The organism is Sinomicrobium kalidii, assembly GCF_021183825.1.
Taxonomy (GTDB): Bacteria; Bacteroidota; Bacteroidia; order Flavobacteriales; family Flavobacteriaceae; genus Sinomicrobium; species Sinomicrobium kalidii.
The window spans coordinates 2120582-2143690 of record NZ_CP089211.1; the positions used below are offsets into that span (position 1 = coordinate 2120582).

17 protein-coding genes are annotated in these 23109 nt (G+C 43.4%); 12 read left to right on the plus strand and 5 right to left on the minus strand.

Translation table 11 applies throughout. From position 1 onward, the window contains the following. The first annotated feature begins 551 nt into the window (after nt 1-551). The 4 genes from LS482_RS08460 to LS482_RS08475 all read left to right on the plus strand — a co-directional run bounded on the left by LS482_RS08460 (nt 552) and on the right by LS482_RS08475 (nt 7053). Nucleotides 552-1136 (plus strand): RNA polymerase sigma-70 factor, encoded by a 585-nt coding sequence (locus tag LS482_RS08460; RefSeq protein WP_233031342.1) that lies wholly within the window; start codon nt 552-554, stop codon nt 1134-1136. A 184-nt stretch (nt 1137-1320) separates the two neighbouring features. Next, nucleotides 1321-2244 carry a FecR family protein gene (locus LS482_RS08465; RefSeq protein WP_233031343.1) on the plus strand — a complete coding sequence of 308 codons (924 nt, stop codon included), beginning with the start codon at nt 1321-1323 and terminating at the stop codon, nt 2242-2244. Nucleotides 2245-2329: 85 nt separating this feature from the next. After that, nucleotides 2330-5512 (plus strand): SusC/RagA family TonB-linked outer membrane protein, encoded by a 3183-nt coding sequence (locus LS482_RS08470; protein WP_233031344.1) that lies wholly within the window; start codon nt 2330-2332, stop codon nt 5510-5512. Between the two features lie 11 nt (nt 5513-5523). Further along, nucleotides 5524-7053 (plus strand): RagB/SusD family nutrient uptake outer membrane protein, encoded by a 1530-nt coding sequence (locus LS482_RS08475; RefSeq protein WP_233031345.1) that lies wholly within the window; start codon nt 5524-5526, stop codon nt 7051-7053. Nucleotides 7054-7269: 216 nt separating this feature from the next. On the opposite strand, the gene LS482_RS08480 is transcribed toward LS482_RS08475, so the two are convergent. The 5 genes from LS482_RS08480 to LS482_RS08500 all read right to left on the minus strand — a co-directional run bounded on the left by LS482_RS08480 (nt 7270) and on the right by LS482_RS08500 (nt 10317). Next, nucleotides 7270-7587, minus strand: coding sequence for an RNA polymerase sigma factor (locus tag LS482_RS08480; protein WP_367890604.1), 318 nt, complete (start codon nt 7585-7587; stop codon nt 7270-7272). Between the two features lie 168 nt (nt 7588-7755). Beyond that, on the minus strand, nt 7756-7875 hold the full coding sequence (locus LS482_RS08485; protein ID WP_233031347.1) for a twin-arginine translocation signal domain-containing protein: 120 nt from the start codon (nt 7873-7875) through the stop codon (nt 7756-7758). 539 nt (nt 7876-8414) lie between these two features. Then, entirely contained in the window at nt 8415-8858 is a 444-nt protein-coding gene (locus LS482_RS08490; RefSeq protein WP_233031348.1) for a DUF4279 domain-containing protein, read from the minus strand. 150 nt (nt 8859-9008) lie between these two features. Then, entirely contained in the window at nt 9009-9563 is a 555-nt protein-coding gene (locus tag LS482_RS08495) for a hypothetical protein (RefSeq protein ID WP_233031349.1), read from the minus strand. A 151-nt stretch (nt 9564-9714) separates the two neighbouring features. Beyond that, nucleotides 9715-10317 (minus strand): REP-associated tyrosine transposase, encoded by a 603-nt coding sequence (locus tag LS482_RS08500; RefSeq protein ID WP_233031350.1) that lies wholly within the window; start codon nt 10315-10317, stop codon nt 9715-9717. 746 nt (nt 10318-11063) lie between these two features. On the opposite strand from LS482_RS08500, the gene LS482_RS08505 reads away from it, so the two are divergent. The 8 genes from LS482_RS08505 to LS482_RS08535 all read left to right on the plus strand — a co-directional run bounded on the left by LS482_RS08505 (nt 11064) and on the right by LS482_RS08535 (nt 22909). Next, on the plus strand, nt 11064-11726 hold the full coding sequence (locus tag LS482_RS08505; protein WP_233031351.1) for a hypothetical protein: 663 nt from the start codon (nt 11064-11066) through the stop codon (nt 11724-11726). A gap of 36 nt (nt 11727-11762) precedes the next feature. Beyond that, nucleotides 11763-11894, plus strand: coding sequence for a hypothetical protein (locus tag LS482_RS21685; RefSeq protein WP_302849399.1), 132 nt, complete (start codon nt 11763-11765; stop codon nt 11892-11894). 31 nt (nt 11895-11925) lie between these two features. Next, a complete protein-coding gene (locus LS482_RS08510) occupies nt 11926-12618 on the plus strand; it encodes a tail fiber protein (protein ID WP_233031352.1) in 693 nt (230 codons plus the stop codon). A 1-nt stretch (nt 12619) separates the two neighbouring features. After that, nucleotides 12620-13600, plus strand: coding sequence for a hypothetical protein (locus LS482_RS08515; RefSeq protein WP_233031353.1), 981 nt, complete (start codon nt 12620-12622; stop codon nt 13598-13600). After that, the gene (locus tag LS482_RS08520) at nt 13597-14502 is read left to right on the plus strand and encodes a tail fiber protein (protein WP_233031354.1); all 906 of its coding nucleotides are present in this window, start codon (nt 13597-13599) and stop codon (nt 14500-14502) included. The genes LS482_RS08515 and LS482_RS08520 overlap by 4 nt, the downstream gene beginning before the upstream one ends. A gap of 66 nt (nt 14503-14568) precedes the next feature. Beyond that, nucleotides 14569-17376: an RHS repeat domain-containing protein gene (locus LS482_RS08525; RefSeq protein WP_233031355.1), complete on the plus strand. Its 2808-nt coding sequence runs from the start codon at nt 14569-14571 to the stop codon at nt 17374-17376. A 20-nt stretch (nt 17377-17396) separates the two neighbouring features. Then, the gene (locus LS482_RS08530; RefSeq protein WP_233031356.1) at nt 17397-22205 is read left to right on the plus strand and encodes a DUF6443 domain-containing protein; all 4809 of its coding nucleotides are present in this window, start codon (nt 17397-17399) and stop codon (nt 22203-22205) included. A gap of 8 nt (nt 22206-22213) precedes the next feature. Then, nucleotides 22214-22909, plus strand: coding sequence for a hypothetical protein (locus LS482_RS08535; protein ID WP_233031357.1), 696 nt, complete (start codon nt 22214-22216; stop codon nt 22907-22909). The last annotated feature ends 200 nt before the right edge of the window (nt 22910-23109 follow it).

Consider the following 23109-nt stretch of genomic DNA (forward strand, 5'->3'; position numbering starts at 1 on the left):
ATCTGTCATTAACACGAGTAAGCTGCGAAATCGGAGACATTCGCAGAGCCTGTGGCTGGTACCATACCTCTGATGGTATGCGCATACCCACAGCTCTGTGAAGTTGGAGAGAAGCATATTTCGTAGAGCATGGATTCTACAATTATTCGGTTCGCATATATAATGCTTCCTCAAACTCTTTTATAGAATTCTTCTTTTTTAAGAATAGAGTGTCTTCTGTCCATTTTAATATAGTCATGTAGTCAGAAGCTCCTTTATTAAGTATATACTTATCTTCCAATCCGCTTTTTACTCTCCTCCTTTTAGCTTTATCATTCCGTATTCCTTTTGTTCATCACTGTTCTTTCGAACTGTTCCAAATAGTATTACTTCCTGACGGGAGAACATCCCGAACCATTAAACCTGAATCCCGTAAATCTTCCTGATATTGTTGTCTTTACCGGGAAAAGCACCTGGAAAACGCCCCCCTCCTTTCCGGGGATCGGACAGTACTACTGTTCATTTTACATTAATTTAAAATCGCCCGGCACATTTTTTTATTTCTTTGCGGAGTGAGTGATGAATCTGAAATAATCGGTACGTATGTAGAAAAGATCAAGGCTTCTGACGAGGAAGCCTTTAAAAACCTTTTCGAAAAGCTGTGGGAACCGCTATACGGCTATGCCTATTCATTGCTCGAAGACAAGGCATCGGCCAAGGATATGGTACAGGACGTCTGGATCGACTTCTGGGAAAGGCGCCATACCATTGAAAACAACAATATCAGGGGCTATCTGCACAAAGCCGTACGTTTCCGGGTATTCAAGGAACTGCGCGATTCCAGGCTGAAGAAGTCCCATCTCGAAGCCCTGCACCTGCTCTACGAAGATGAAACCGCAGATCAGGAAACCCTCTCGCCCGAGGAAACCCGGAAGATCATCGAAAACAAACTCTCCGTACTCCCCGCCAGATGCAAGGAGGTCTTTAAACTCAGCCGCCTGGGCGGACTTAAAAACAGGGAGATCGCAGAAAAACTGGGCATCTCGGAAAGCACCGTCGAAGGCCATATCACAACTGCCTTTAAACGGCTTAAAAAAATGACCGCCCTGCTGTTCTCCACCACCCTTGTGGCCCTGCTCCTGTATTTCTTCGGCTAGGGCCTGTTAACACTACGCATTCAAAAGATACTTCCTGGTCTGTTTCAAAGGACTCACGGAGACACCCGGGGTTTTACAAAGGATCACAACCGTCCTTACAAAATGTTAAAGTATTGTTAATTCCCAAACAAGAGCAGGGGAAAAACACAAACCCCGGTATAGATAGATAAACAAACGCATACGCATGACGGAAAAACAATTCAGAATATTGTTGGACAAGTTTCTGCGGGGAGAAGCCTCGCCCCGGGAAAAAGAACTCATCAGGAAGTTCGAAAAGCACTTCCTCGATAAAAACCTCGAAAAAACTTTTGCCGATACCGGTGAAAAAAGTCAGGTACAGCGGGATATCTATAAAAACATTAAAAAACGGGTATCGCCCGCTCACTTCCCCTGGATGCAGATGGCCGCCTCACTGATGGCATTTGTCAGCATCGGCTGTTTGCTGTTCTACTTTATTAACTCTCCCGCCGAAACAGAGATCAGCAACAGGCAATCCACACCCAAAGCCATTACCCTGCCGGACGGTTCTGTCGTTAAGCTTAACAAGAACAGCAGGCTTACCTATACGGAAGACTTCAATAAAGACAACAGGCATATCACTCTTTCCGGTGAAGCCTTTTTCAAGGTGGACAGGAACTCCGGGAAACCGTTTATCATAAAAACAGGCGAACTAAACACCAGGGTCGTAGGTACGCAATTCAACATCCGGGAAGAACAGAAACAGATCACCGTGACGGTCACCGAAGGCCTGGTAAAAGTCTATCACGAAAACGACACCCTGCAGCTTAAACCCGACCAGCAGGCCCGTTTCAATACCGCTTCCAAACAGCTACGGGGCAAGGAAGTAAAAGCCACGCTCTACTCCCTGTGGCAGAACAACAAGGTTGTTTTAAACCGCATAACGGTCGAAGACCTGTCTGTGGTATTGTGGGAACTCTATCGTGTAAAAACCGTCTTTAAAGACGAAGCCTCCAGGCAAACCCTGCTGTCTATTGCCTTTGAGCGCGAAGAAGCACTGGAACAGATCATCCGCAGGATCAACCTTATCAATGAAGTCAAACTAACAAAAAACCAAAACCATATGATCGAAGTAGAACAAACAGAATAGTACCGAAAACCAAAATGCGACCAACGATCAAAAAAATCCGTGTAAAAAATCTGTATGGAACCCAAGTAACAATTTTTTATTTATTATGAAATTAAAAACACTCAGGCACAAAGTATTGTGTACACTGGTCTTTCTATTGATGTTTTTGTCATCATATGCCGTCGGGCAAAACAACATAGAAACCACCAAAATAAGCATTGCCATCGAAGAAGCCACTTTGATGCAGATCTTCTCGGAGATCGGCAAAAACCTGGACATCAACTTTGCCTACGGGGAGTCTGTCATTAAAAACGCAGGCAAATACAACGCTGTTTTTAAAGACAGGACCGTAAAACACATACTGACCGAACTGGGTAAAAGAGCATCTTTCGGTTATGTGATCCAGGACGATAATATTGTCATCTCTGCCCGTACAACACCACAGGAAGCGACCGTTACCGGTACGGTCACCGATGAGACCGGGGTGCCCCTGCCCGGTGTAAATATCGTGGAAAAAGGAACTGCCAACGGCGTAAGCACCGATTTCGACGGCAACTATGCCATTACGACCGGCAATGCAGAAGCAGTCCTGGTATTTTCGTATATGGGATACCAGACCCGGGAAATCGCGGTAAACGGACAATCCGGGATCGATGTACAATTACAGCCCGATGCATCCAAACTGGAAGAAGTGGTTGTTGTGGGGTATGGCAGCCAGCAGCGCAAGGAAATTACCAGTGCCGTAACATCTGTCTCTGCAGAAGAATTTAACCGGGGAAATGTCAACGATGCCGCCAGCCTTATGCAGGGTAAGGTAGCAGGGCTCAGCATTTCCAGGGCCGGAAGCAACCCCAACCAGGGAAGTACCATCCGCCTGCGCGGCATCTCCACCCTGGGAGGCAATTCGTCCCCGCTGATCGTAGTGGACGGGGTTATCGGCGTTAACCTCAACGGGGTGGACCCGAATGATATTGAAAACATAGATGTGCTCAAAGATGCATCGGCCGCCGCCATTTACGGGTCGAGGGGAGCCAGCGGGGTGATCATCATCACCACCAAGAAAGGACGTGCCGGCGATACCAGCGTCAGCTACAACACCTATGTATCGTTTGAGGACGTTCCCGAATATCCCGATGTGATGAACGCCGATGAATTCCGCGACCTGGGTATCGGAACAGATCACGGCACCGAGACCAACTGGTTCGACGAGATCCTGCGCACGGCAGTCTCCCAGTCCCATAACCTGTCCCTGACCGGGGGGACGGAAAAGAGCAATTACCGCGCGTCGGTCAATTACCGGGATGTACAGGGCGTTGCCATAAAAAGCGGGTTCGAACGCCTCAATGCCCGCCTGAACCTCACCCAGAAGGCCCTGGACAATAAACTCACCCTCAGCCTGAACCTTACCGGGACCATACTGACTTCCGAAGGAGGATCCAGCAGTGTCTTCCGCCAGGCCATGATCTATAACCCTACGGCCCCCGTGCGTTCGGACGATCCCCAGTACGAACAATACGGCGGATATTTCCAGGAGACCCTGTACAATTACTTTAACCCGGTGGCCATGCTGGAACAAAATTCCAACGAGCGGCAAACCAATTTGCTCAATGTAAACATCCAGGGTGTGTACGAGCCTGTCGAAGGGCTTGAACTCCTGGCCCGGTACAGCCGGCAGCGCTACACGGCCGAAAAGGCCAGCTATACCTCCAAATTCAGCCTGGGTACGGGGATGAACCGCAACGGATACGCCACCCGGGACGAGGACAAATACAACAGCCAGCTGTTTGAGGCTACAGGGACCTATACAACCCATATCGCCGACCTGGAGATCAAGGGACTGCTGGGCTATTCCTACCAGAAATTCGTAGACAACGGGTTTAATGTCAATGCCGGGAATTTTCTTACCGATGCCTTTTCATACCACAATCTCGAAGCAGCCATGGACTTTGAGAACGGTATCGCCACGGCAGACAGTTACCAGACCTCGAGTACCATTATCGGGTTTTTCGGCCGGTTAAACCTCAACTACAACGACACCTATTTCCTCACCGCAAGCCTGCGCCGCGAAGGGTCTACCATGTTCGGTAAAGGCAACAAATGGGGGTATTTCCCCGCGGTAAGCGCCGGTGTGGACCTGACACGCCTCATCGATCTCCCGGAACAGATCAATACCCTGAAACTCCGCGGAAGCTACGGGGTTGCCGGGAATACGCCCGAGGAAAGTTATCTTAGCCTGCTGCGGCTCCAACGTACAGGAAACTTTTTCTATAACGGGCAATGGATACCCAGTTACGGACCTTCCTCCAATCCCAACCCCGACCTGCGGTGGGAGAAAAAGACCGAATTCGACATCGGGGTAGACTTTGCCTTACTGGACCACAGGCTCACCGGAACCGTCGATTATTACGAACGGAATACAAAAGACCTGATCTATCCGCTATCCGTCCCCGTTCCTCCCAATTTTGTCTCGCTCACTCAGCTCAATGTCGGAGAGATCAGCAGTAAAGGCCTGGAAGCCGCCTTTAACTATACATTGATGCAAAAAGACAAGATATTCTGGGACGTATCGGTCAACGGTGCCTATTTTATAGACAACACCCTGCTTTCCCTGAGCGGTGACGGAGGGCTCGACCTGGACGGGCGAAGGATCACTAGCCGCCTCGGACCTCCGGGACTCAACAATGTACCGGTGACTGTGGTCGAAGAAGGAAAAGAACTGGGCATCATATGGGGGCCCCGCTACCAGGGACTTACCGAAGACGGGAAATGGATCCTGGAAGACCTGGACGGAAACGGAGAGATCAATAACGAGGACGATACCGTGATCGGTAACGGTCTGCCCGACTTTCAACTCGGTCTGGGAAGCAGTCTCCGGGTAGGAGCCTTTGACCTGAACGTGTTCTTCCGCGGAACCTTCGGCCATGACATCGTCAATACGCCCCGCGTCTTTTACGAAAACAAAACGGGAGGCTCCTATAACGTACTGAAAACAAAATACTTTACCGAAGAGCTCAACGATGTCCCTACTTTCAGCGACTTCTATGTCGAAAAGGGGGATTACCTGATGCTCGACAATGCCACCGTAGGGTATACCGTTCCCCTGAACGAAAATTCCCTCCTGTCGAAACTCCGGGTATATGCTACGGGCGAAAACCTGTTTACCATTACGGGCTATACCGGGCAGGATCCGCAGGTACGCCAGGAAGAGGCTCTCGAAGCCGGTGTGGACGACCGGAATACCTGGTACCGCACCCGCACGTTCACCCTGGGACTCAATGTTCAATTCTAAAAGAAAACACCATGAATAAAAGAAATATGACCAAATGTTTTTTCGTTTCCCTGGCCGGGCTGGTACTGCTGGGATCCTGTACCAACCTGGACGAGGAAATATACAGCGAAGTGACCCCCGATAATTTCTACAACACAGACGAGGAATTCGTTTCTGCACTGGGTGAGGCCTACCAGCGGCTGGACTGGTGGGTAGACCACAACCGTTTACTGGCTTTGCAGGAAGTCACTACCGATGCCATGGTGGTCCCCACAAGGGGCACCGACTGGGACGACGGGGGACGCCTCAGAAGGCTCCACCGCCATCAATGGGATTATAACGAGCCCCGCCTGGATCATACCTGGACCTACCTCTACCAGGGCATCAGTACGGCAAACCGCCTGCTCTACCAGTTTGAACAACTCGGCATGGAGAATATAGACCAATATACGGCCGAGTTACGGGGATTAAGAGCCCTGTTTTACTGGCAGCTGCTCGACGTTTTCGGAAACGTACCCCTGGTCACCGAATTCGATGTTCCGGCAGGCTACAGCCCGGAAAACAACAGCCGCTCCGAGATCTTTGCCTTCATAGAATCGGAATGCCTCGACATTCAGCAAAGCCTGAGCCGCGAAGTAGGCGGCAGCTTTTACGGAAGGGTCAATTATTACACCGTTAAAGCCCTGCTGGCCAAACTGTACCTGAATGCCGAAGTCTATACGGGCACTTCCATGTGGGCCAAAGCCGAGGCTGCATGCGATGCCATTATCGATGACGGCAAATACAGCCTGGCCGGTAATTATTACGACAATTTTATCACCGGGAACCAGGGCAGCCCCGAATTTATCTTTGCCATTCCCTATGACGGTGTCTTCTTTAAAGGCTTTAAATATCACCGCATCAGCCTGCACTACGAGAGCCAGAAAACCTATAACCTCACCGTTCAGCCCTGGAACGGTTTTACCACGCTCGAAGCTTTTTACAATTCGTATTCGGATAACGATATCAGGAAGAATAATTTCCTCGTAGGCCCCCAGTACAGCAGTTCCGGGGAAAGGCTTATCGATAATGCGGCAGATGCCAATGACCCGGACGGCCCTCCCATCACCTTTACGCCGGAGATCAATGAACTCGGCCCCAATGCCCTTCGGCAGGCCGGGGCACGCATCGGGAAATGGGAGATCGCCATGGGGACCATGACCGACCTGGATAACGATTTTCCCGTATTCCGCTATGCAGATATCCTCCTGATGAAAGCCGAAGCCCGCTTCCGTCAGGGAGAGACCGGAGGAGAAGCCCTCGATCTTGTGAACCGCATCCGGATAAGGGCCGGCCTGGAAAACGACCTCTTTACCGAACTGACCCCGGAAAACCTCCTGGCCGAACGCGGACGCGAACTGTTTGCAGAACTGCACCGCAGAACAGACCTGATCCGTTTTGGCCGCTTCGGGGATGCCTGGTGGGAAAAAGAAGCCACATCCAGTGAGCATTTAAACCTCTTCCCCATTCCCCGCCCGCAACTCGATGCCAATTCAAACCTGAAGCAAAATCCGGGTTATTAGGTTGACCCGGCAAGAAAATGAACAGTAAAAGTGGTGGTTGAGTATTCCGGCTCCGCCGAAATGTATCGAAACCACCACTTTTGGATTTTAATAAGATATAGCGGTCAACTTCACTTTTACTTTTACCTCTCACCAACCCCGTCACGTATACCTGAAATCTCCAATTAGCATATGGGCCTTTCCAGGTAGGAGCTTATGTGCGCGCGTATAATTCCTTTAGTAGCCCCATAAATGATTTTTAACCGTTTTCGGAGATATCTTAAGTTTCCAGACTATTTCCTTATTGCTTTTGCCCTCGTTCTGCGAAAGCATATATATGGTCCTTTTCTTTGGGGGAAGCTTCTTTATAATATGGTCTATGGCCGATTGAAACTCCCGTTGCAGTAAATGAGTTTCCGTTTCGTCAGATACCTGGCAGGATATCTCCTCCCATAACTGCTCCTTCTTGGTCCATCTCACAACATCGCGCATATGGTTATAGGCCAGGTTACGGGCTATGGTGAATATATAAGTGCTGAACGTCTGTGGAATGATGCCTTCCCTTTTTTCCCACTGCTCAGTGAAGTTTGCCTAAAACACCTTCGGTTCAATTAAAAAAACCTCAAACGCCTCTCCGAGGCATATTCCGATTTTTCACATATCCCGCTCCATCTATTGCCACAAAGATACCGCTCTGCGAAATCAAAGACATTTGCAGAGCACTCAACACTTCGTAGAGCTGGGATATCCCGGGGCTGCCCCGGCCAGGGTAAACATGCTTCCTGCTCCTACAGTGAAGAGGGAGGATTGTTTGATGAAATTTCTGCGGTTCAGGGTTTTCATTTTATTGCTTGTTTGAGTTTTATGTTTGTCGGATGTTCTGCTCGTATGGCCTTGCTTTTCGGATAAAAGTTACAAAAAATATGGTTTAAGCTTCGAAACATTGTTTTGGAGGCCCCTCAGAGACCTGTGCTGAGCACTTGCCGAAGTAGGGGCTTTTCATATTTTTTATCTGTCATTAACGTGAACGGACTGCGAAGTCGGAGACATTCGCAGAGCCTGCAACACTTCGTAGAGCAGGGGATTCCTTGCGTACTCGTCGTCCTAGCAGCATCACCTACATTCAATAGCAAATTTTGATTATTAACCCCAACTTGCCTTTCTGGTATGACCCGATTTGACCCATAATCACTTATACCTACGACCCCAATTGAACTTTCAATTTCGTCATGGATGTAAGTTTCTGAACAACTAATATGATGAGTTTGATCAGGATTGATTGGACTTGCAGATGCAGGCATAAAGACAATCTGAAAAAACGCAAAAAAAATGAAACACACTTTCAACAGCCAATTCATTTTCTGTTTGAGTAGATGTTTCATTTACTCAGTGATTTCATCATTAGTTAAAAATGAAAAATGAACTCTATTTGAATAACCTGCAAGGAATGACATCTCTTGCTCTGTCAGATCAAGGCCTATTCCCGAGTTATCCGTCTCAATCCAGACCGTAAAAGTGAGTTCAAGATTTTGATCATCTTTCAAGTTCTTTAGCACTTCCATTTTGTTTTCAAGTTGGGATCTTAAATATTCCAAATGAGGAGATATGCTTTCTTCTTCAGATAGAAGCGTTTTAGAACTAATTGCCCACAAATTATACGGTTTAGTAATCAAGGAGCCTGAATGCTTTGATACACTTTTATCTCCCTTTTTGAAAAGGTGGCTAGGTAAAATCCTAAGCATTTCAGTGAGTTCTTCGGGAGTTACACTATCGGATGTTATTGTAAACTCACAATATGATTTAGAAATAAAATTATCTGATTGCATAGCTCGAGACATTCGCAGAGCCTGCAACACTTCGTAGAGCAGGGCATGCTGAAACAGGTATGATACTATATTGAAAAATAAAAAGGCTAACAAGAATGAAAAACGATCTTAAAAACCAGCCAATTCGATATTTGACAAACTCTTTCATTGCTAATCAGATGCTTTCACTGCCTTCAGGTCTTCATAAGTACCTTCCAGAGTCCCTAACACATATTTTCCTAAAAGTCCTTTGCTTTTAAGCCAATCTAATTTTGAAACTTCATTAAATAATAGTTGCTCAGATAGTTGTAATTTTAAATCAGTATTTTTTTCTGGACGTTGATCTATTCGAGAATAATATCCCCACTTATATAAAGTATTATTGGGCTCAATACTCATAGCATTTTCCAACATTGAAGTAGCTGGATCAACGCTTTCCATGCCAAAATACCATTCCCCCACATATGCCATAATTCCCGAAAAGAATAAAAATTCAGCATTGTTAGAAAATTTCTGATTGGACTTATCGAAAATTTCTTTAAGTTTTTCAGCAGCCAGGTCATGCTCTTCTTGGCTATACTGCCCTTCAACCAATAAATCAAGAAGCAAAAACATTGCTCTTAAATATACGGAAGGTTCATTTTCATTAATATTACTTGCCAATTGAATGGCCGATTTCCAATCATTCATTTGTTCAATTAACGTCATATTATTTTCCCAATACATTTGACTTAAGTTTAAGGGATGAATATTGAATTAATAATCCACAGCTCTGCGAAGTTTGCAACTTCGCAGCCTAAAACACCCTCGGTTCAATTAAAAAAACCTCAAACGCCTCTCTGAGACATATCCCGATTTTTCACATATCCCGTTTCATCTATTGCCGCAAAGATTTTGTAAATGATGAAGGCTTAAGCACATCAACAACCGGATTCGCGGCCAGGGTGATCCCCTCTAAAACTCCCCTGCCATGGATATAATGACCAGCACTGGAATATAAATAATCGCCGGCACGCTCTACAATCCCGGCTCTTACAGGATTTAAATGGATATAGTCTAATTTAGACCACAGGAATTTTTCACTGTAAACCTCTTCAGGGTGGTTCCCGTACTTCCAGAATTGATATGTTTTGTTCCTCGAATGCCTGCCGGCTGCCCTGGCAAACCGTTCCAGCATCCACTCTCTCCTGCTTTCCGGCCCGGTTTGTATTTTTTTCAGAATAGTTTTGGCTGTAAATTTCTTAAAGTCCCGGAGCAAACCCGGTAAATCCCCGGTTTCTGATTGTACGAGCATATGTAGATGGTTACTCATAATGACATATCCGAACAGTACCATGCCTTTATTTGCCATGCAAAACCGTAAGCTGTCCAGAATACAATCCTTATAAGCCTTTCTTGTAAAAACATCTATCCAGTCTACCACGGTCAGGGTGACAAAATGTGGTTTAGAGGCGTCTCGTATACTATATCCTTCCCGCATAATTCTGTTTTTCTGGATAAAAGTTACAAAAAATGTGGTTGAACGCTTCGAAACATTGTTTTAGAGGTCCCTCGGAGAGGGGCTTTACATATTTATCTGTCATTAACGTGAGTAGGCTGCGAAGACATTCGAAGAGCTTGCAACACTTCGTAGAGCGGGTACAGTGCCTTCATCTTAAAGAAGCTGCCTTGAAAATGGCTCTGTCAATCCTTGTATTCTAACCCGCCCCATCCGTAACTTCCTGACTCATCAACTCCAAAACCAAACAACCTACGCATACAAACCCGGCCCCAACTCCCCTACCACACAAAGTAAATTGTGAATTTCCGTAAGGGATTAGGTTAAATGTTCAGTTCTTTTACACCTTATCTATTGCCAAACTTAATGGAATTATAATAAAAATAAACACCGGAGATTTACAAATACAGGCCACAAACTTTTGTTATTTATCTTATTTTTATTTAATATTACCAAACAAAAACTGTATTTTATACATTTTTAATGCATAGATAACATAGGGTTATTCCCTTTTGAAAAAAGAAGAAGTACCTTTTATGCTGTAAAAACAAAAGCCAATGAAGTAAAAATTACTTCTTTCCCCCTATAACCCCTGACCGGACAACAGTCAGGATACATTTTTCACTCCCCCCTAAAAACAGAAGGCCGTCCTGTCCCGGGAACCGGCATGGATGCGTACAACCTGTCAATATTGACTTTGAACATATAATTGTAAAAACTTAACACCAATGAAAGGAACAATACTTCTTTTTTTAATGATCCCTCTTGTCTTTTATGCCCAGACCAACACCTTTCCCGCATCCGGGAATGTGGGGATAGGGACGACAAACCCCGTATCAAAACTAGAGGTAAACGGGGATATCTCCCTGACCCGAACCAGAAAAATCAAATTCCTGGAGACCATTAACGGAGAGGACCGGGCATATATACGTTCGACCTACGGACAAAACGGGGAGGATTATAATTCCCTGGTGTTTGCCGTGAGAACGGGAGAAGAAAGTATGATGATAAAAAGTAACGGTAATGTAGGCGTTGGTACAATGCATCCGGATTCCAAACTTGCAGTAAACGGTATAGTACACAGCAAAGAAGTTAAAGTAGACCTCAATGACTGGAGCGATTTCGTATTTAAAAAGGGTTACAACCTCCCTGTGCTGGAAGAAGTAGAACAGCACATTAAAGAAAAAGGACATTTAAAAGATATCCCCAGTGCCAAGGAAGTAGCAAAAAACGGGATCTTTCTGGGAGAAATGGATGCCAGGTTACTACAGAAAATTGAGGAACTGACGCTATACATCATAAAACAGGATAAACAAATAAAAAAGTTAAAGGAAGAAAATACCAGGATAAGTGTCCTGGAAGAAAAACTCGACAAACTATTACGCAAGTGATAAACCAGGAGTTACAATCAATAAAAACAGCTTAGCATGAAATTACAACTACTTTTTTTAATCAGCGGTATGCTGTGTTTCGGAATGGAAACTCACGCACAGGAATATACCGGGATCTTCAAGACAGTATCGGGGGAATACGGACTATCACCATTTTACCAGGGATAATTCCGCCGGGGCCGCTGTATATATAAACCAGGTGGGGAGCGGTCCTGTTTTACGTTTATCCAGCGGTATAGCTACGGCCAACAAGAATGTTGTTTTTACGGTGGAAAACAACGGGAACGTGGGCATAGGTACGACTGCTCCTGACGGAAAGCTTCATGTTTCATCGGGAACAGACGGAGATGCCATATTCCTGTTGGAAGCAGACAAAGACAATAGCAATGAAGCAGATAATCCTTTGATCCAATTACGGCAGGACGGGGATATTATTGGTGTAAATATGGGGTTTTCAGAAAATTTCGGCGAGAACATATTCGGTATCGGAACGAGAAACACCAACACCTACGGTGAAAAATGGGACAACTTTGTCATTAATACGACCAATGGGAATGTGGGGATTGGTACAGCCTCCCCCGACGCCAAACTTGCTGTAAACGGTATCGTACATAGTAAAGAAGTTAAAGTAGACCTGAACGGCTGGAGCGATTTTGTATTTAAAAAGGAGTACAACCTCCCTACGCTGGAAGAGGTTGAACAGCACATTAAAGAAAAAGGGCATTTAAAAGATATCCCCGGTGCAGAAGAGGTCAGAGAAAACGGTATTTACCTGGGGGAGATGGATGCCAAATTGTTGCAGAAAATAGAGGAACTTACACTATACGTGATCGAACTAAAGAAGGAAAACCGGCAAATGCGCAGGGAAATAGACGAACTCAAAAAACAGTAAAATGAAGGAAATATTCACAAAATCAATACAACGGAAATATGTCCCTTCCCCCCGGGGGAGGGCCAGGCTGGGGATTTTATCCCTGATGCTCCCTTTTGCTTTTTACGCCCAGACCAATACTTTCCCCGCATCCGGGAAGGTTGGAATAGGGACTACTTCCCCGGAAGCAAAATTAGAGGTACACAATACCGGGACCATCGGAGCAAAATGGAATCCCGCAAACAGTTATTTGACCATAAAGGACAACAACAATGCTTTGATTATAGATCCTAATGAACTTTACAGTTCTCAAACCATGCGTATAGGGACGGCAAACGGGGATATAAAGTTCGGAAGTGTCAATGAAACCGGGGCCGTGGATAAGATGGTTATAAAAGGGGACGGCAATGTCGGAGTAGGAACATTGGCACCCGTAGCAAAACTGGAAGTAAAAGGACAGGGGACTTTGGCCTCTTCCTGGGAACCTGCAAAAAGTTACTTTACTATTACCGACGGGAATAGTTCCTTAATAGCAGATTCGAATGAGATTTACAGTTCCGGCACTTTACATGTAGGTTCTGCCGGTGGGGATGTAGTAAAGTTTCGTATGATCGGAGATAATGGCCCGGAAGAAAAAATGATCATAAAAGGAAACGGTAACGTAGGGATTGGAACCACCGTTCCGGATGCTAAATTGGCAGTGAACGGAGTCGTACACAGTAAAGAGGTTAAAGTAGACCTGAACGGCTGGAGTGATTTTGTTTTTAAAGAAGGATATCATCTGCCGACTCTTACGGAAGTAGAGCAGCATATTAAAGAAAAAGGGCATTTAAAAGACATTCCCAATACCAAAGAGGTTAAGGAAAACGGTATTCATTTGGGAGAGATGAATGCTAAGCTTTTGCAAAAAATTGAAGAATTGATGCTGTACACTATAGAACAGGAAAAACGAATTAAAAAACTGGAAACCGAACTGGCCAACCTTAAACAATCTGAAAAATGAAAAAACTTTTACTTTTATTATTTGCATTCCCTCTTACATTTTACGGACAAACGGTAACGGATATCGCTCCCGGAAATCATGTGTCCATTAATATACCGGCTACGGGGCATACTTCATATATGCGTGCCGTGATCTTATTACATGCCATCTATGACGGAGAATTGATTTCCAAGAATTACGCCGTGGGAACTTTGGTTGCCCTGCGAGGATCAGGGCATGACCGTACAAATGTGGCACATATTAATACCAGTACTGGTTATACCTCTACACACGGAAGCGTAACTTCCGTAAATAATTATAATGGTTCTTATGCAACAGAGCAATGGAAGCTGAAAAAAGTGAGGTATAATGGCGTGTTATATCTTGCCCTTGAGGTCCCCTACAGGAATTACCAGCACAATTCCGGGTTTCGGTTCACAGGTTGGGCCAAAACTACGGCTCCGGAACAGATGAAACTGGTCTCTTATTACCACACCCAACAAAACGAGGTACTTCACGAAGAGGTTTATAACAGCCTGGAAGATTTTACACCGAACAACGCAGCATATCACCACTATTCAAAATCCGTTTTTTCCGGTAAAGTAGGTATAGGGACCGATCTTCCGGATGCCAAATTAACGGTTAACGGAGATATCCATACGAAAGAAGTCAAAGTGGACCTGAACGGTGCAGTAGCGCCGGATTATGTATTTAAGGAGGGCTATGAGCTGCGTTCCCTAGAAGAAGTACAGGCTCATATTCAGGAAAAGGGGCACTTGCCGGGAATTCCTTCGGCTAAGGAGATGGGAGAAGAGGGGATTAACCTTAAAGAAATGAATCTTAAGCTCCTGGAAAAGGTGGAGGAATTGACGTTATATGTCATTTCTCTGAAAGAGGAAGTAGCCCGCTTAAAACAAGAGTAATTCTTTTCTAATTGTTTTGCTAAACGGAAATAAACATTTTTACTAAAAATATTAACGTACTCGGACATGAGAAAAATTTTATACTTATGTATGGTAATGACTTCCAATCTTATTTTAGGACAGTCATACGAATTGCCTGAAATTATCCCCCCCTCACCAGAGTCTCAAAAATTTATTGAGTTTATTGATTTTCCTAATCAATTGTCTTTGGGTATTCCAAACATGAATATTCCTGTTTATAATGTGAAGTATAAAGATATAAGCTTTCCTATCTCTTTGTCATATAGTTATTCCGGTCTTAAACCCAATGAGGATGTTAGCGGATTTGTAGGCCTGGGGTGGTCGTTAAATGCTTTTGGCCTTATTGCAAGGTCAATAAATGATAAAGCTGATGAGAAATTTTGGAACTTTAATATTCCTTTGGAAGCCGACATTTCGAGTAATAACAATAATTTAGAGCAGGATGATGATGCCTTGGTCCTGGATCAAATAGCACTGGGACATAAGGATGCATCTCTTGATTTGTTTTCTTTTGTCTTGCCGAACGGAAAATCGGGCAAATTTGTTTTTGGAAGAAACCAGCAGTTAAGTGAATTTTTAAAGCCAAAATTACTGCCTTATCAGCCTGTCAAAATTATTCCCGCTTTTAGTGATAATGAATTTCAGTATTTTGATATCCTGGATGAATCGGGGGTTTTGTACAGGTTTGGAAAATCTTTGAACGAAACCGAGTCTGCATACGAAAATTATTCAAATATTTCGTCTCCCGATTTCCCTTCCGGTAAGACATCATGGATGTTGATGGAAATAGTATCTGAAAACAAAAGAGACACCATCCATTTTAATTATGAAGATGTCATTTCCGATGCCGGTGGATCAAAATATTTTAAAAATCACAATGTTCATTTCAGTAAGTCCGTAACATCAGTAGGTGGGGCTCATACTATAAGTAGCACGGTAAATCACAACGTTTATTATTACACCAAAAAGAGGATTAAAAGCATAGCGTTTAAATCCGGTTATATACAATTCAATTATTTAAATGATTATCCGGAATGTTTATTAAAGAACATAAAAATATATCAGAAAGACAATACTAATCCTATTCGGACGATCAGATTTGATCTTTCAAAATTTACGAATGTTAATGCTGGTCGTAAGAACTGGTATAAATTAGATAAGCTTAGTTTTTTAGACTCTGGGAATACAGAAATATCCAGATATAGTTTTGAATATGAAAATGGACAATTTCCACCAATTAGAGATGAACCTTTTAATAGTAATGCGCAAAATAGTTTCTATATAGATTATTGGGGGTATTATAATGGGAAAAGCAATGTGAATCTGCTACCCGATCTTTTTTGGGCTCCGTATAGCGGCGCTAATATCTTTGGAGATGCCGACAGGTCTTCGGATTATAATTACGCGAAGACAGGAGCATTAAAAAAAGTTGTTTTTCCTTCCGGGGGAGAACGTATATTTGAATATGAAGGAAATGACGATTATACGGCAGGAATTCGGGTAAAATCCATCATTAATAGGACCGGGGATAGTGATTTGAAAAGGACTTATCAATATTCAGATCCGTATTACAGACTCAATTCGGATCAATATTATCAAAGTCATTATATGAAAACTTATAACAGAACAACAAATCCTATTTCCAATACAATGACAGCTTCTTCTTCAGCGAATTGTGATGTGGCTATTAATGGCTCTCCGATAATTTATGGAAAGGTAACAGAATTTATAGGGGCCGAAACATCTAATAGTGGCATAATAGAGCACTATTTTGATACTTCTTTTATAGCGAAGAGAAGAACAGATGAGTGGTCCGTAGGCAAAGGATATCCCTGGGAACATAGTGATGCTCATTTACTTAAATTCTACTATGATAAGACTTTTGGAACTACATTCGAGAATAAAACGGTGTATCTAAACACTGATTTAGATACGCTCAAAATTATTAATAAGTACTATTCTCATAATGCTAACATGGTTGCTCATGGATTAGATGTTTTTAAAGTGGTGAAGAACGCCTCTCACCTTAAATTGAAAGCGTACTTTTTTACCTTTTATAATATTGAATTTAATCAACTCCGTCAAAGACTCGATAGTACTGAAGTAATTTCTTATTACAATAGTGGTAACTCAGTAACCCGGGAGCAATACGAGTATAACAACCATTTATTCTTGAAAAAGAAACGGACCCAGACCAGTCTTGGAGATGATTTAAGAGAAGATTACTTCTATCCCGGAGATTATTCAGCCGCTCCTTATACTACAATGGTTTCGAGAAATATTTTGTCCCCGGTAATTGAAAAGAAAAATTACACCCTGGAAAACGGTGAGTCCGATGAAGTTCTTTTAGGATCATCAAGAACGAGTTACAGAAACTGGGGAACAAATTTGTTTTTACCGGAATACCGGGAAACTTCCAGGGGAGATAATGATTTGGAGAGCCGTATTCAATATCACAGGTACGACAATTATGGCAATCCGGAAGAGATATCTATTACCGACGGGCCTCGTATAGTGTATATATGGGGATATAACGGAGAGTATCCCATAGCCAAAATAGAAAATATAGAATCCTACAGCAGCATCCCTTCGGGCTTAATTACAACGGCTAAAAATGCATCCAATACGGGAACAGAGGTAAATTTGATTACAGCATTAAACAATCTTCGGGATGCCCTTCCGGAAGCTTTAATCACCACATATACCTACAGTCCCTTGATAGGAGTAAGTACTATTACGGATACTCATGGAGTTAAAACGAGCTATTCCTATGATGATTTTAACCGGTTAGAATTTATTCGGGACAATACGGATAGATTACTGGAAGAGTATAAGTACCACTATAAGAACTAATCACCTTTGAGCATTTGAACATGAGAAAAAATACGATAAGCACACTGTTATTCCTGATAGCCTGTTTTTCAACTTTTCCTGTTTTGGGTCAGGAATATGAAATCATGGGCCCGGACGTAGTCTCTTACGGGACTACACATACTTATTCTTTAGTGACCAGTAGTAGTGGAAATCCCCCGGGGCTAACCAATATCAATTGGCAGATAGGTGGCGGGACATTACAGCACTCCGTGGGTAACGGTGCCACTATAAAATGGGATGGCGGAGGGAGTAGCGGATCAATATTTGTTACTTTTAGTGGAAGCGGATCATCTGGTGGGAATATTTATTTCCCTGTACAAATAACAGATTTACCAAAACCTAGTGCACCGCCTAATCCATATGTGAGTAATACCGGTTGCGGCGAAGTTACCCTATCGCGTACAGGGACACCTCCCAACGGAACATATTGGTACTGGCAGGGTAAAAATGCTAATGGCACCAGTAAAAGTGATTCGCGCAATACCTATAAGGTCACCAGTAGTGGTACGTATTATATTCGGGCCTATAACAGTACCGGCTGGAGTAATAGCTCAGGGGCTGTTTCGGTAACGGTTCCGGATAATATTCCCGGGGTGCCTTCTGCTCCCGGTATAACAAGTAACTGTGACAATGTAACCTTAACCCGCGGCACTCCGCCAAGCGGAGTAACCTGGTATTGGCAGAGCAGCCCCGGGGGGACCAGCACCTCTAATTCTTCCGTAAATGTGAGTTTTGAAGAGAATGGAACATATTATCTTAAAGCAAGAAATAACAGCTCGGGTTGCTGGAGTGCTGCACGTACTATAAATTATACCATAAGTGGCAGGCCGGGTATTCCCGCTGCACCAACCATAACCAATGATTGTGAACTTACGACCCTAACCCGTGGCACTCCGCCAGGTGGAGTGACCTGGTATTGGCAGAGTAGTTCCGGCGGCACCAGCGTTTCCAACTCTGCTGTGAGTGTTAGTTTTGAAGAGAGTGGTGTATATTATCTTAGGGCAAGGAATAGCAGTTCGGGTTGTTGGAGTACCGCCCGAACGGTAAATTATACGGTGACTCAAAAGAAGACCTGGTACGCAGATAATGACGAGGATGGTTTCGGTGACCCGGCAGATACGAAACAATCCTGTACCCAGCCGGATAACTATATAGCCCAGGCCGGGGATAATTGTCCGGGTACCTGGGGAGAAAATAGTGGTTGTCCGGATGCTTCCTATACTTCTGTGATATTAAGCGATGATGAAAATTATATTTATACCCGCAGCTACCAAAAGGGGATGACTACTCCTGAAGGTGTCTCAGAAAACCGGGATGTCATGGAATCTGTGGTATATTATGACGGTTTGGGACGTCCCAAACAAGAAGTATCCATACGACAGTCCCCCCGAATGCAGGATGTGGTAAGACATATTGGTTATGATGCTTTTGGACGCGAGGATAAGGAATACTTGCCTTTTGTACCATCGGCAGCCACGGGAAGTTATGGTTCCTTCCGTACGGGAGATATAGCCTTGCAGACTCAAAAGTACTATAAGTCCGGGTATGTCGAAGACTTTGACGGAATGACTGATGTACAGGCGAATGCCTATTCCCAAAAGCAGTTTGAAGCTTCCCCTTTGAATCGTGTGGAAAAACAGGCTGCTCCGGGTAAGGATTGGAAACTTGGTAATGGTCATGAAATCGAATTTGATTACGATATCAATACGGCCAACGAAGTGAGACGCTATGAAGTAAATCTTACGAAATCCGAAGTCAATACAGTTATTACGTATATACCTGCTTTGGAATTAAATACCAATATTGATAACGGGTATTACAAAACAGGTGAATTGTATAAAACAGTTACTTACGATGAAAACCACGAGACTGGCAAGGATCATACTACAGAAGAATTTAAGGATAAACAGGGGCGGGTAGTCCTAAGACGAACTTATAACAATGAGCAGAAACACGATACCTATTACGTGTATGACGATTACGGCAATCTCACCTATGTATTGTCTCCCAAAGCCGGAGCCCATTCGGCCAAGCCTGATGCTACAAAACTTGAGGAGTTGTGCTACCAGTACGTTTATGATAACAGGAACCGCCAGGTGGAAAAGAAACTTCCCGGTAAAGGGTGGGAAGAAATTGTTTACAATACTTTGGACCAACCGGTACTGACCCGGGATGCCAATTTAAAAACCAAAAACCAATGGTTGTTCACTAAGTACGATGCTTTGGGAAGGGTGGCCTACACAGGAGTTAAAAACACCACAGAATCCCGGGAAGCCCTGCAAAAGAAAGCCAATCTCACTTCGGCTTATAAACAGTATGTTGCCAGGACTGAAACGGTTAACAATTATGCCAATACACCTGTTTATTATAGTAATGTAGCTATACCAACTGCTATGGATGAAATCCATACGATTAACTATTATGACACTTACGTGGCCACAGCCGGGCTGAGTGTTCCTGCTACAGTATACGGAAAATCAAAGAAATCCAATCCTACGGGACTGCCAACGGTGAACAAGACCCGGGTACTAGGCACGGATCACTGGATCACTTCGATTACCGGTTATGACAAAAAGGGCCGGGTAATCTATACGGCCAGCAAAAACCCCTACCTGAATACTACGGATATTGTAGAATACAAGCCGGACTTTACCGGTAAAGTATTGGAAAGCAGAACCACCCATACCCGGGGAAGTAATCCCGCTATAGTAACCGTAGACAAGTTTGAATACGACCATTCGGGGCGGTTAATACGGCAATTACAGTGTATCAACGGGGATTGCGGAGGAGATACCACAGGGGAGAACCCCGTCTTTGATGATGCCCTTACAGAAACCCAACATGAGATAGCCAGCAATTCCATTACCTTAAAACCCGGCTTTCACTTTAAGGCCACCAGCAGTATAAGCTTTAGTGCTTCGATCAGCCCGGCAGGTGAGCTTATCGCCGAAAATGTGTATGACGACCTGGGACAATTAATAGAAAAGAAAGTGGGAAATACGCCGGGCAAGCCTTTACAAACGATAAACTATGCTTATAATGTACGAGGGTGGTTAAAGGAAATCAACAAGGTGGATGCTATTGGCGGTGACTTATTTGCCTTCCAGATCCATTATAACAGTCCTGCACATAGTACTTCGGAGCCCTTATTCAATGGTAATATTTCACAAGTAAACTGGGAAACACAATCGGACAACAAATCCAAATTCTGGTATATATATCATTACGATGCCTTGAACCGGATCACGGATGCCCAATTTGCCGGGGGAGGATATTGGGACCGGTATAGCCTGCATGGGGTAACTTATGATAAAAATGGTAATATTAATATCCTACAAAGGAAAGGACATGTCAACAGCGAGGCGACTTCTTTTGGGGCAATGGACAACTTGTCGTACGATTATAACACCGGGAATAAGCTATTGAAAGTAACGGATAATGCCAATAAAACTTATGGCTTTAAGGATGGAGGCAATACCGGGGATGATTACACTTATGACCCTAATGGTAACTTAACATCGGATGCCAATAAAGGAATAACAGGCGTTACGTACAATCACCTGAATTTACCCGCAGAAATCAAATTCAATAACTCCGGTACCAAAAAGATTAACTATTTTTATGGTGCCGATGGGGTAAAGCTCAAAAAGGTGGTGAACAATGGCGGGAATATAACCACCACAGATTACGATAACGGTTATATTTATGAAAACGGTTCTTTGGCATTTTTCAGTCATCCGGAAGGGTATGTAACTAAGGAGAACAATACGTACAAGTATGTGTACCAGTATAAGGATCATATAGGCAACGTTCGATTATCCTATACAAATACAGGAACGACAAGTGCTCCGCAATTAGACATCATACAAGAAAACAACTATTATCCCGGCGGGTTATTGCATCAAGGGTATAACAATATAACTTCCTCCCTGGGGAATAGTACTGCCAAGAAATTCAAATACCAGGGCCAGGAATACAGCGAGAGCCTCGGATTGAACTTGTATGAATTTGATTTAAGGCATTATTCTCCTACCCTTATGCGATTCCATACTCCTGATCCTTATGAGCAGTTTATGTCGCCTTATGTGGCTATGGGAAATAATCCGGTAGTAGCTTATGACCCGGACGGAGGTAAATGTTTTGATCCGGAGGGTAACGAGATTGTCTGTCCCGATGAAAATATTTACGATGATTTCAGGGATAGTGACACCCAGAATATTACTGTTTTAGACGGTGTTACTGTAACCCCATCCGAGGAGACCACACCTAACATTTCTCAGGGTTCACAGCTAAATTCTCTTTATATAAACAGAGGAAGAAAAATAGCTCCTGCTATAACTGAATTATCCGGTTGGCGCCATCTTGTTGCTGAAGTAGCTGAAAACTTACAAGGGTATCGGGTGGAGCAAGGACCTGGTGGAAATTATCATGTGGATGACCAAGGAAAGGTGATCATAGGGCCTTATTTGGGAGGGCTTGGTGCAGTTGGTTTAATAGGAGGTGGTCCTAAGAAGATCCCAAAGTTTAAGTTGAATACAAATAGTATTACTAGAAGGCAAGCATTTAGAAAAGCTAAAGCTGTCAACAAAGTACCTAGAAGTAAACAACCTGATAGAGTTTTCAATGTACGTGAAAAAGGGACCGGAAAACTACTTAAAGTATATGAGTATACAAACTCTAGCGGCAAAAAAATACTTATCAGAGGAGATAATGCCAAAATTTATAAGGATGGAGGTATACAAGGTCGCCATTTCAATGCAGGACAAAAGGGTGGCAAACTCAAACAACACCACTATTACGATAATTAACACAATTTATGATTTCTATTAAACAGCATAATAATTTATCCAACACATATTTTTATTGGAACGCTTGGAATACAGACGAAAGTTTTGACCTAAACAAACTAAGTGGTCCGTATAGGAAGAAGTTAGAGAAAACAAGAATAGTTGAAATATTATTCAACGCTGAATCTGAAGGAGAGGATTTGTTTGGTCTCTATGAAGATTTTTTATACGCATATTTTAGGATATCTGAAACTCCTTCATATCTGTTTATTTGCGAGTTCAGCCAACAACAAAAATCAAAAATAAGGTCTTATAAAGGTTTTATACAAAAGGAGTTTAAACTTTCTTCAGATTATTGTTTTGAACTGGAAGTTGGCTTATCGGAGGATTATTCTATGTTTGGAACTCTGATAGAATTGAAGCAAGATGTTATTCATATGGCTTCAAAGTTTTTTATATCAAATACAAATAGTTTTATCATTAGCTTTGGTGAGAAGATTAAAAATAAAGAATCCTTTATAAGAAAAATTGTTAATGAATATATAGTTAGTGATAGCAATAGTTCCTACATTGATTATGCAAAATTAATTTTAGATTTTTGTTCTGAGAAATGTATTATTTATAGAACTGGTGGTGATGGAGGCTCAAGTGAAATCTCTTTCCAAGCATTTTGCGAACTAACGATGAAAGATTTAATTTTACTACAAGCAGAAATGATAATTTGATTTTCTGCTCTACTAAGTATGCTTTCTGCGAATGTCTCCGACTTCGCAGCCCACGGCACATCAAGATAGGCCAATACGTTGCGCTCCTACTTCGGCAAGCGCTCGGCACAGGTCTCTGAGGAGTTTCCAAAACGGTGCTTCATAAGGGTGAACCACATTTTTGTAACTTGTTTAAACCTTTTCATTGACCGGGTCATTGC

Bases quoted from the DNA above. Each gene is read 5' to 3' on its own strand.
- LS482_RS08525 (WP_233031355.1), top strand. From the start codon at position 14,569: ATGAGAAAAATTTTATACTTATGTATGGTAATGACTTCCAATCTTATT.
- LS482_RS08495 (WP_233031349.1), bottom strand. From the start codon at position 9,563: ATGTATTGGGAAAATAATATGACGTTAATTGAACAAATGAATGATTGG.
- LS482_RS08515 (WP_233031353.1), top strand. From the start codon at position 12,620: ATGAAGGAAATATTCACAAAATCAATACAACGGAAATATGTCCCTTCC.
- LS482_RS08490 (WP_233031348.1), bottom strand. From the start codon at position 8,858: ATGCAATCAGATAATTTTATTTCTAAATCATATTGTGAGTTTACAATA.
- LS482_RS08530 (WP_233031356.1), top strand. From the start codon at position 17,397: ATGAGAAAAAATACGATAAGCACACTGTTATTCCTGATAGCCTGTTTT.
- LS482_RS21685 (WP_302849399.1), top strand. From the start codon at position 11,763: ATGAAATTACAACTACTTTTTTTAATCAGCGGTATGCTGTGTTTCGGA.
- LS482_RS08520 (WP_233031354.1), top strand. From the start codon at position 13,597: ATGAAAAAACTTTTACTTTTATTATTTGCATTCCCTCTTACATTTTAC.
- LS482_RS08505 (WP_233031351.1), top strand. From the start codon at position 11,064: ATGAAAGGAACAATACTTCTTTTTTTAATGATCCCTCTTGTCTTTTAT.
- LS482_RS08485 (WP_233031347.1), bottom strand. From the start codon at position 7,875: ATGAAAACCCTGAACCGCAGAAATTTCATCAAACAATCCTCCCTCTTC.
- LS482_RS08470 (WP_233031344.1), top strand. From the start codon at position 2,330: ATGAAATTAAAAACACTCAGGCACAAAGTATTGTGTACACTGGTCTTT.
- LS482_RS08500 (WP_233031350.1), bottom strand. From the start codon at position 10,317: ATGCGGGAAGGATATAGTATACGAGACGCCTCTAAACCACATTTTGTC.
- LS482_RS08535 (WP_233031357.1), top strand. From the start codon at position 22,214: ATGATTTCTATTAAACAGCATAATAATTTATCCAACACATATTTTTAT.
- LS482_RS08475 (WP_233031345.1), top strand. From the start codon at position 5,524: ATGAATAAAAGAAATATGACCAAATGTTTTTTCGTTTCCCTGGCCGGG.
- LS482_RS08465 (WP_233031343.1), top strand. From the start codon at position 1,321: ATGACGGAAAAACAATTCAGAATATTGTTGGACAAGTTTCTGCGGGGA.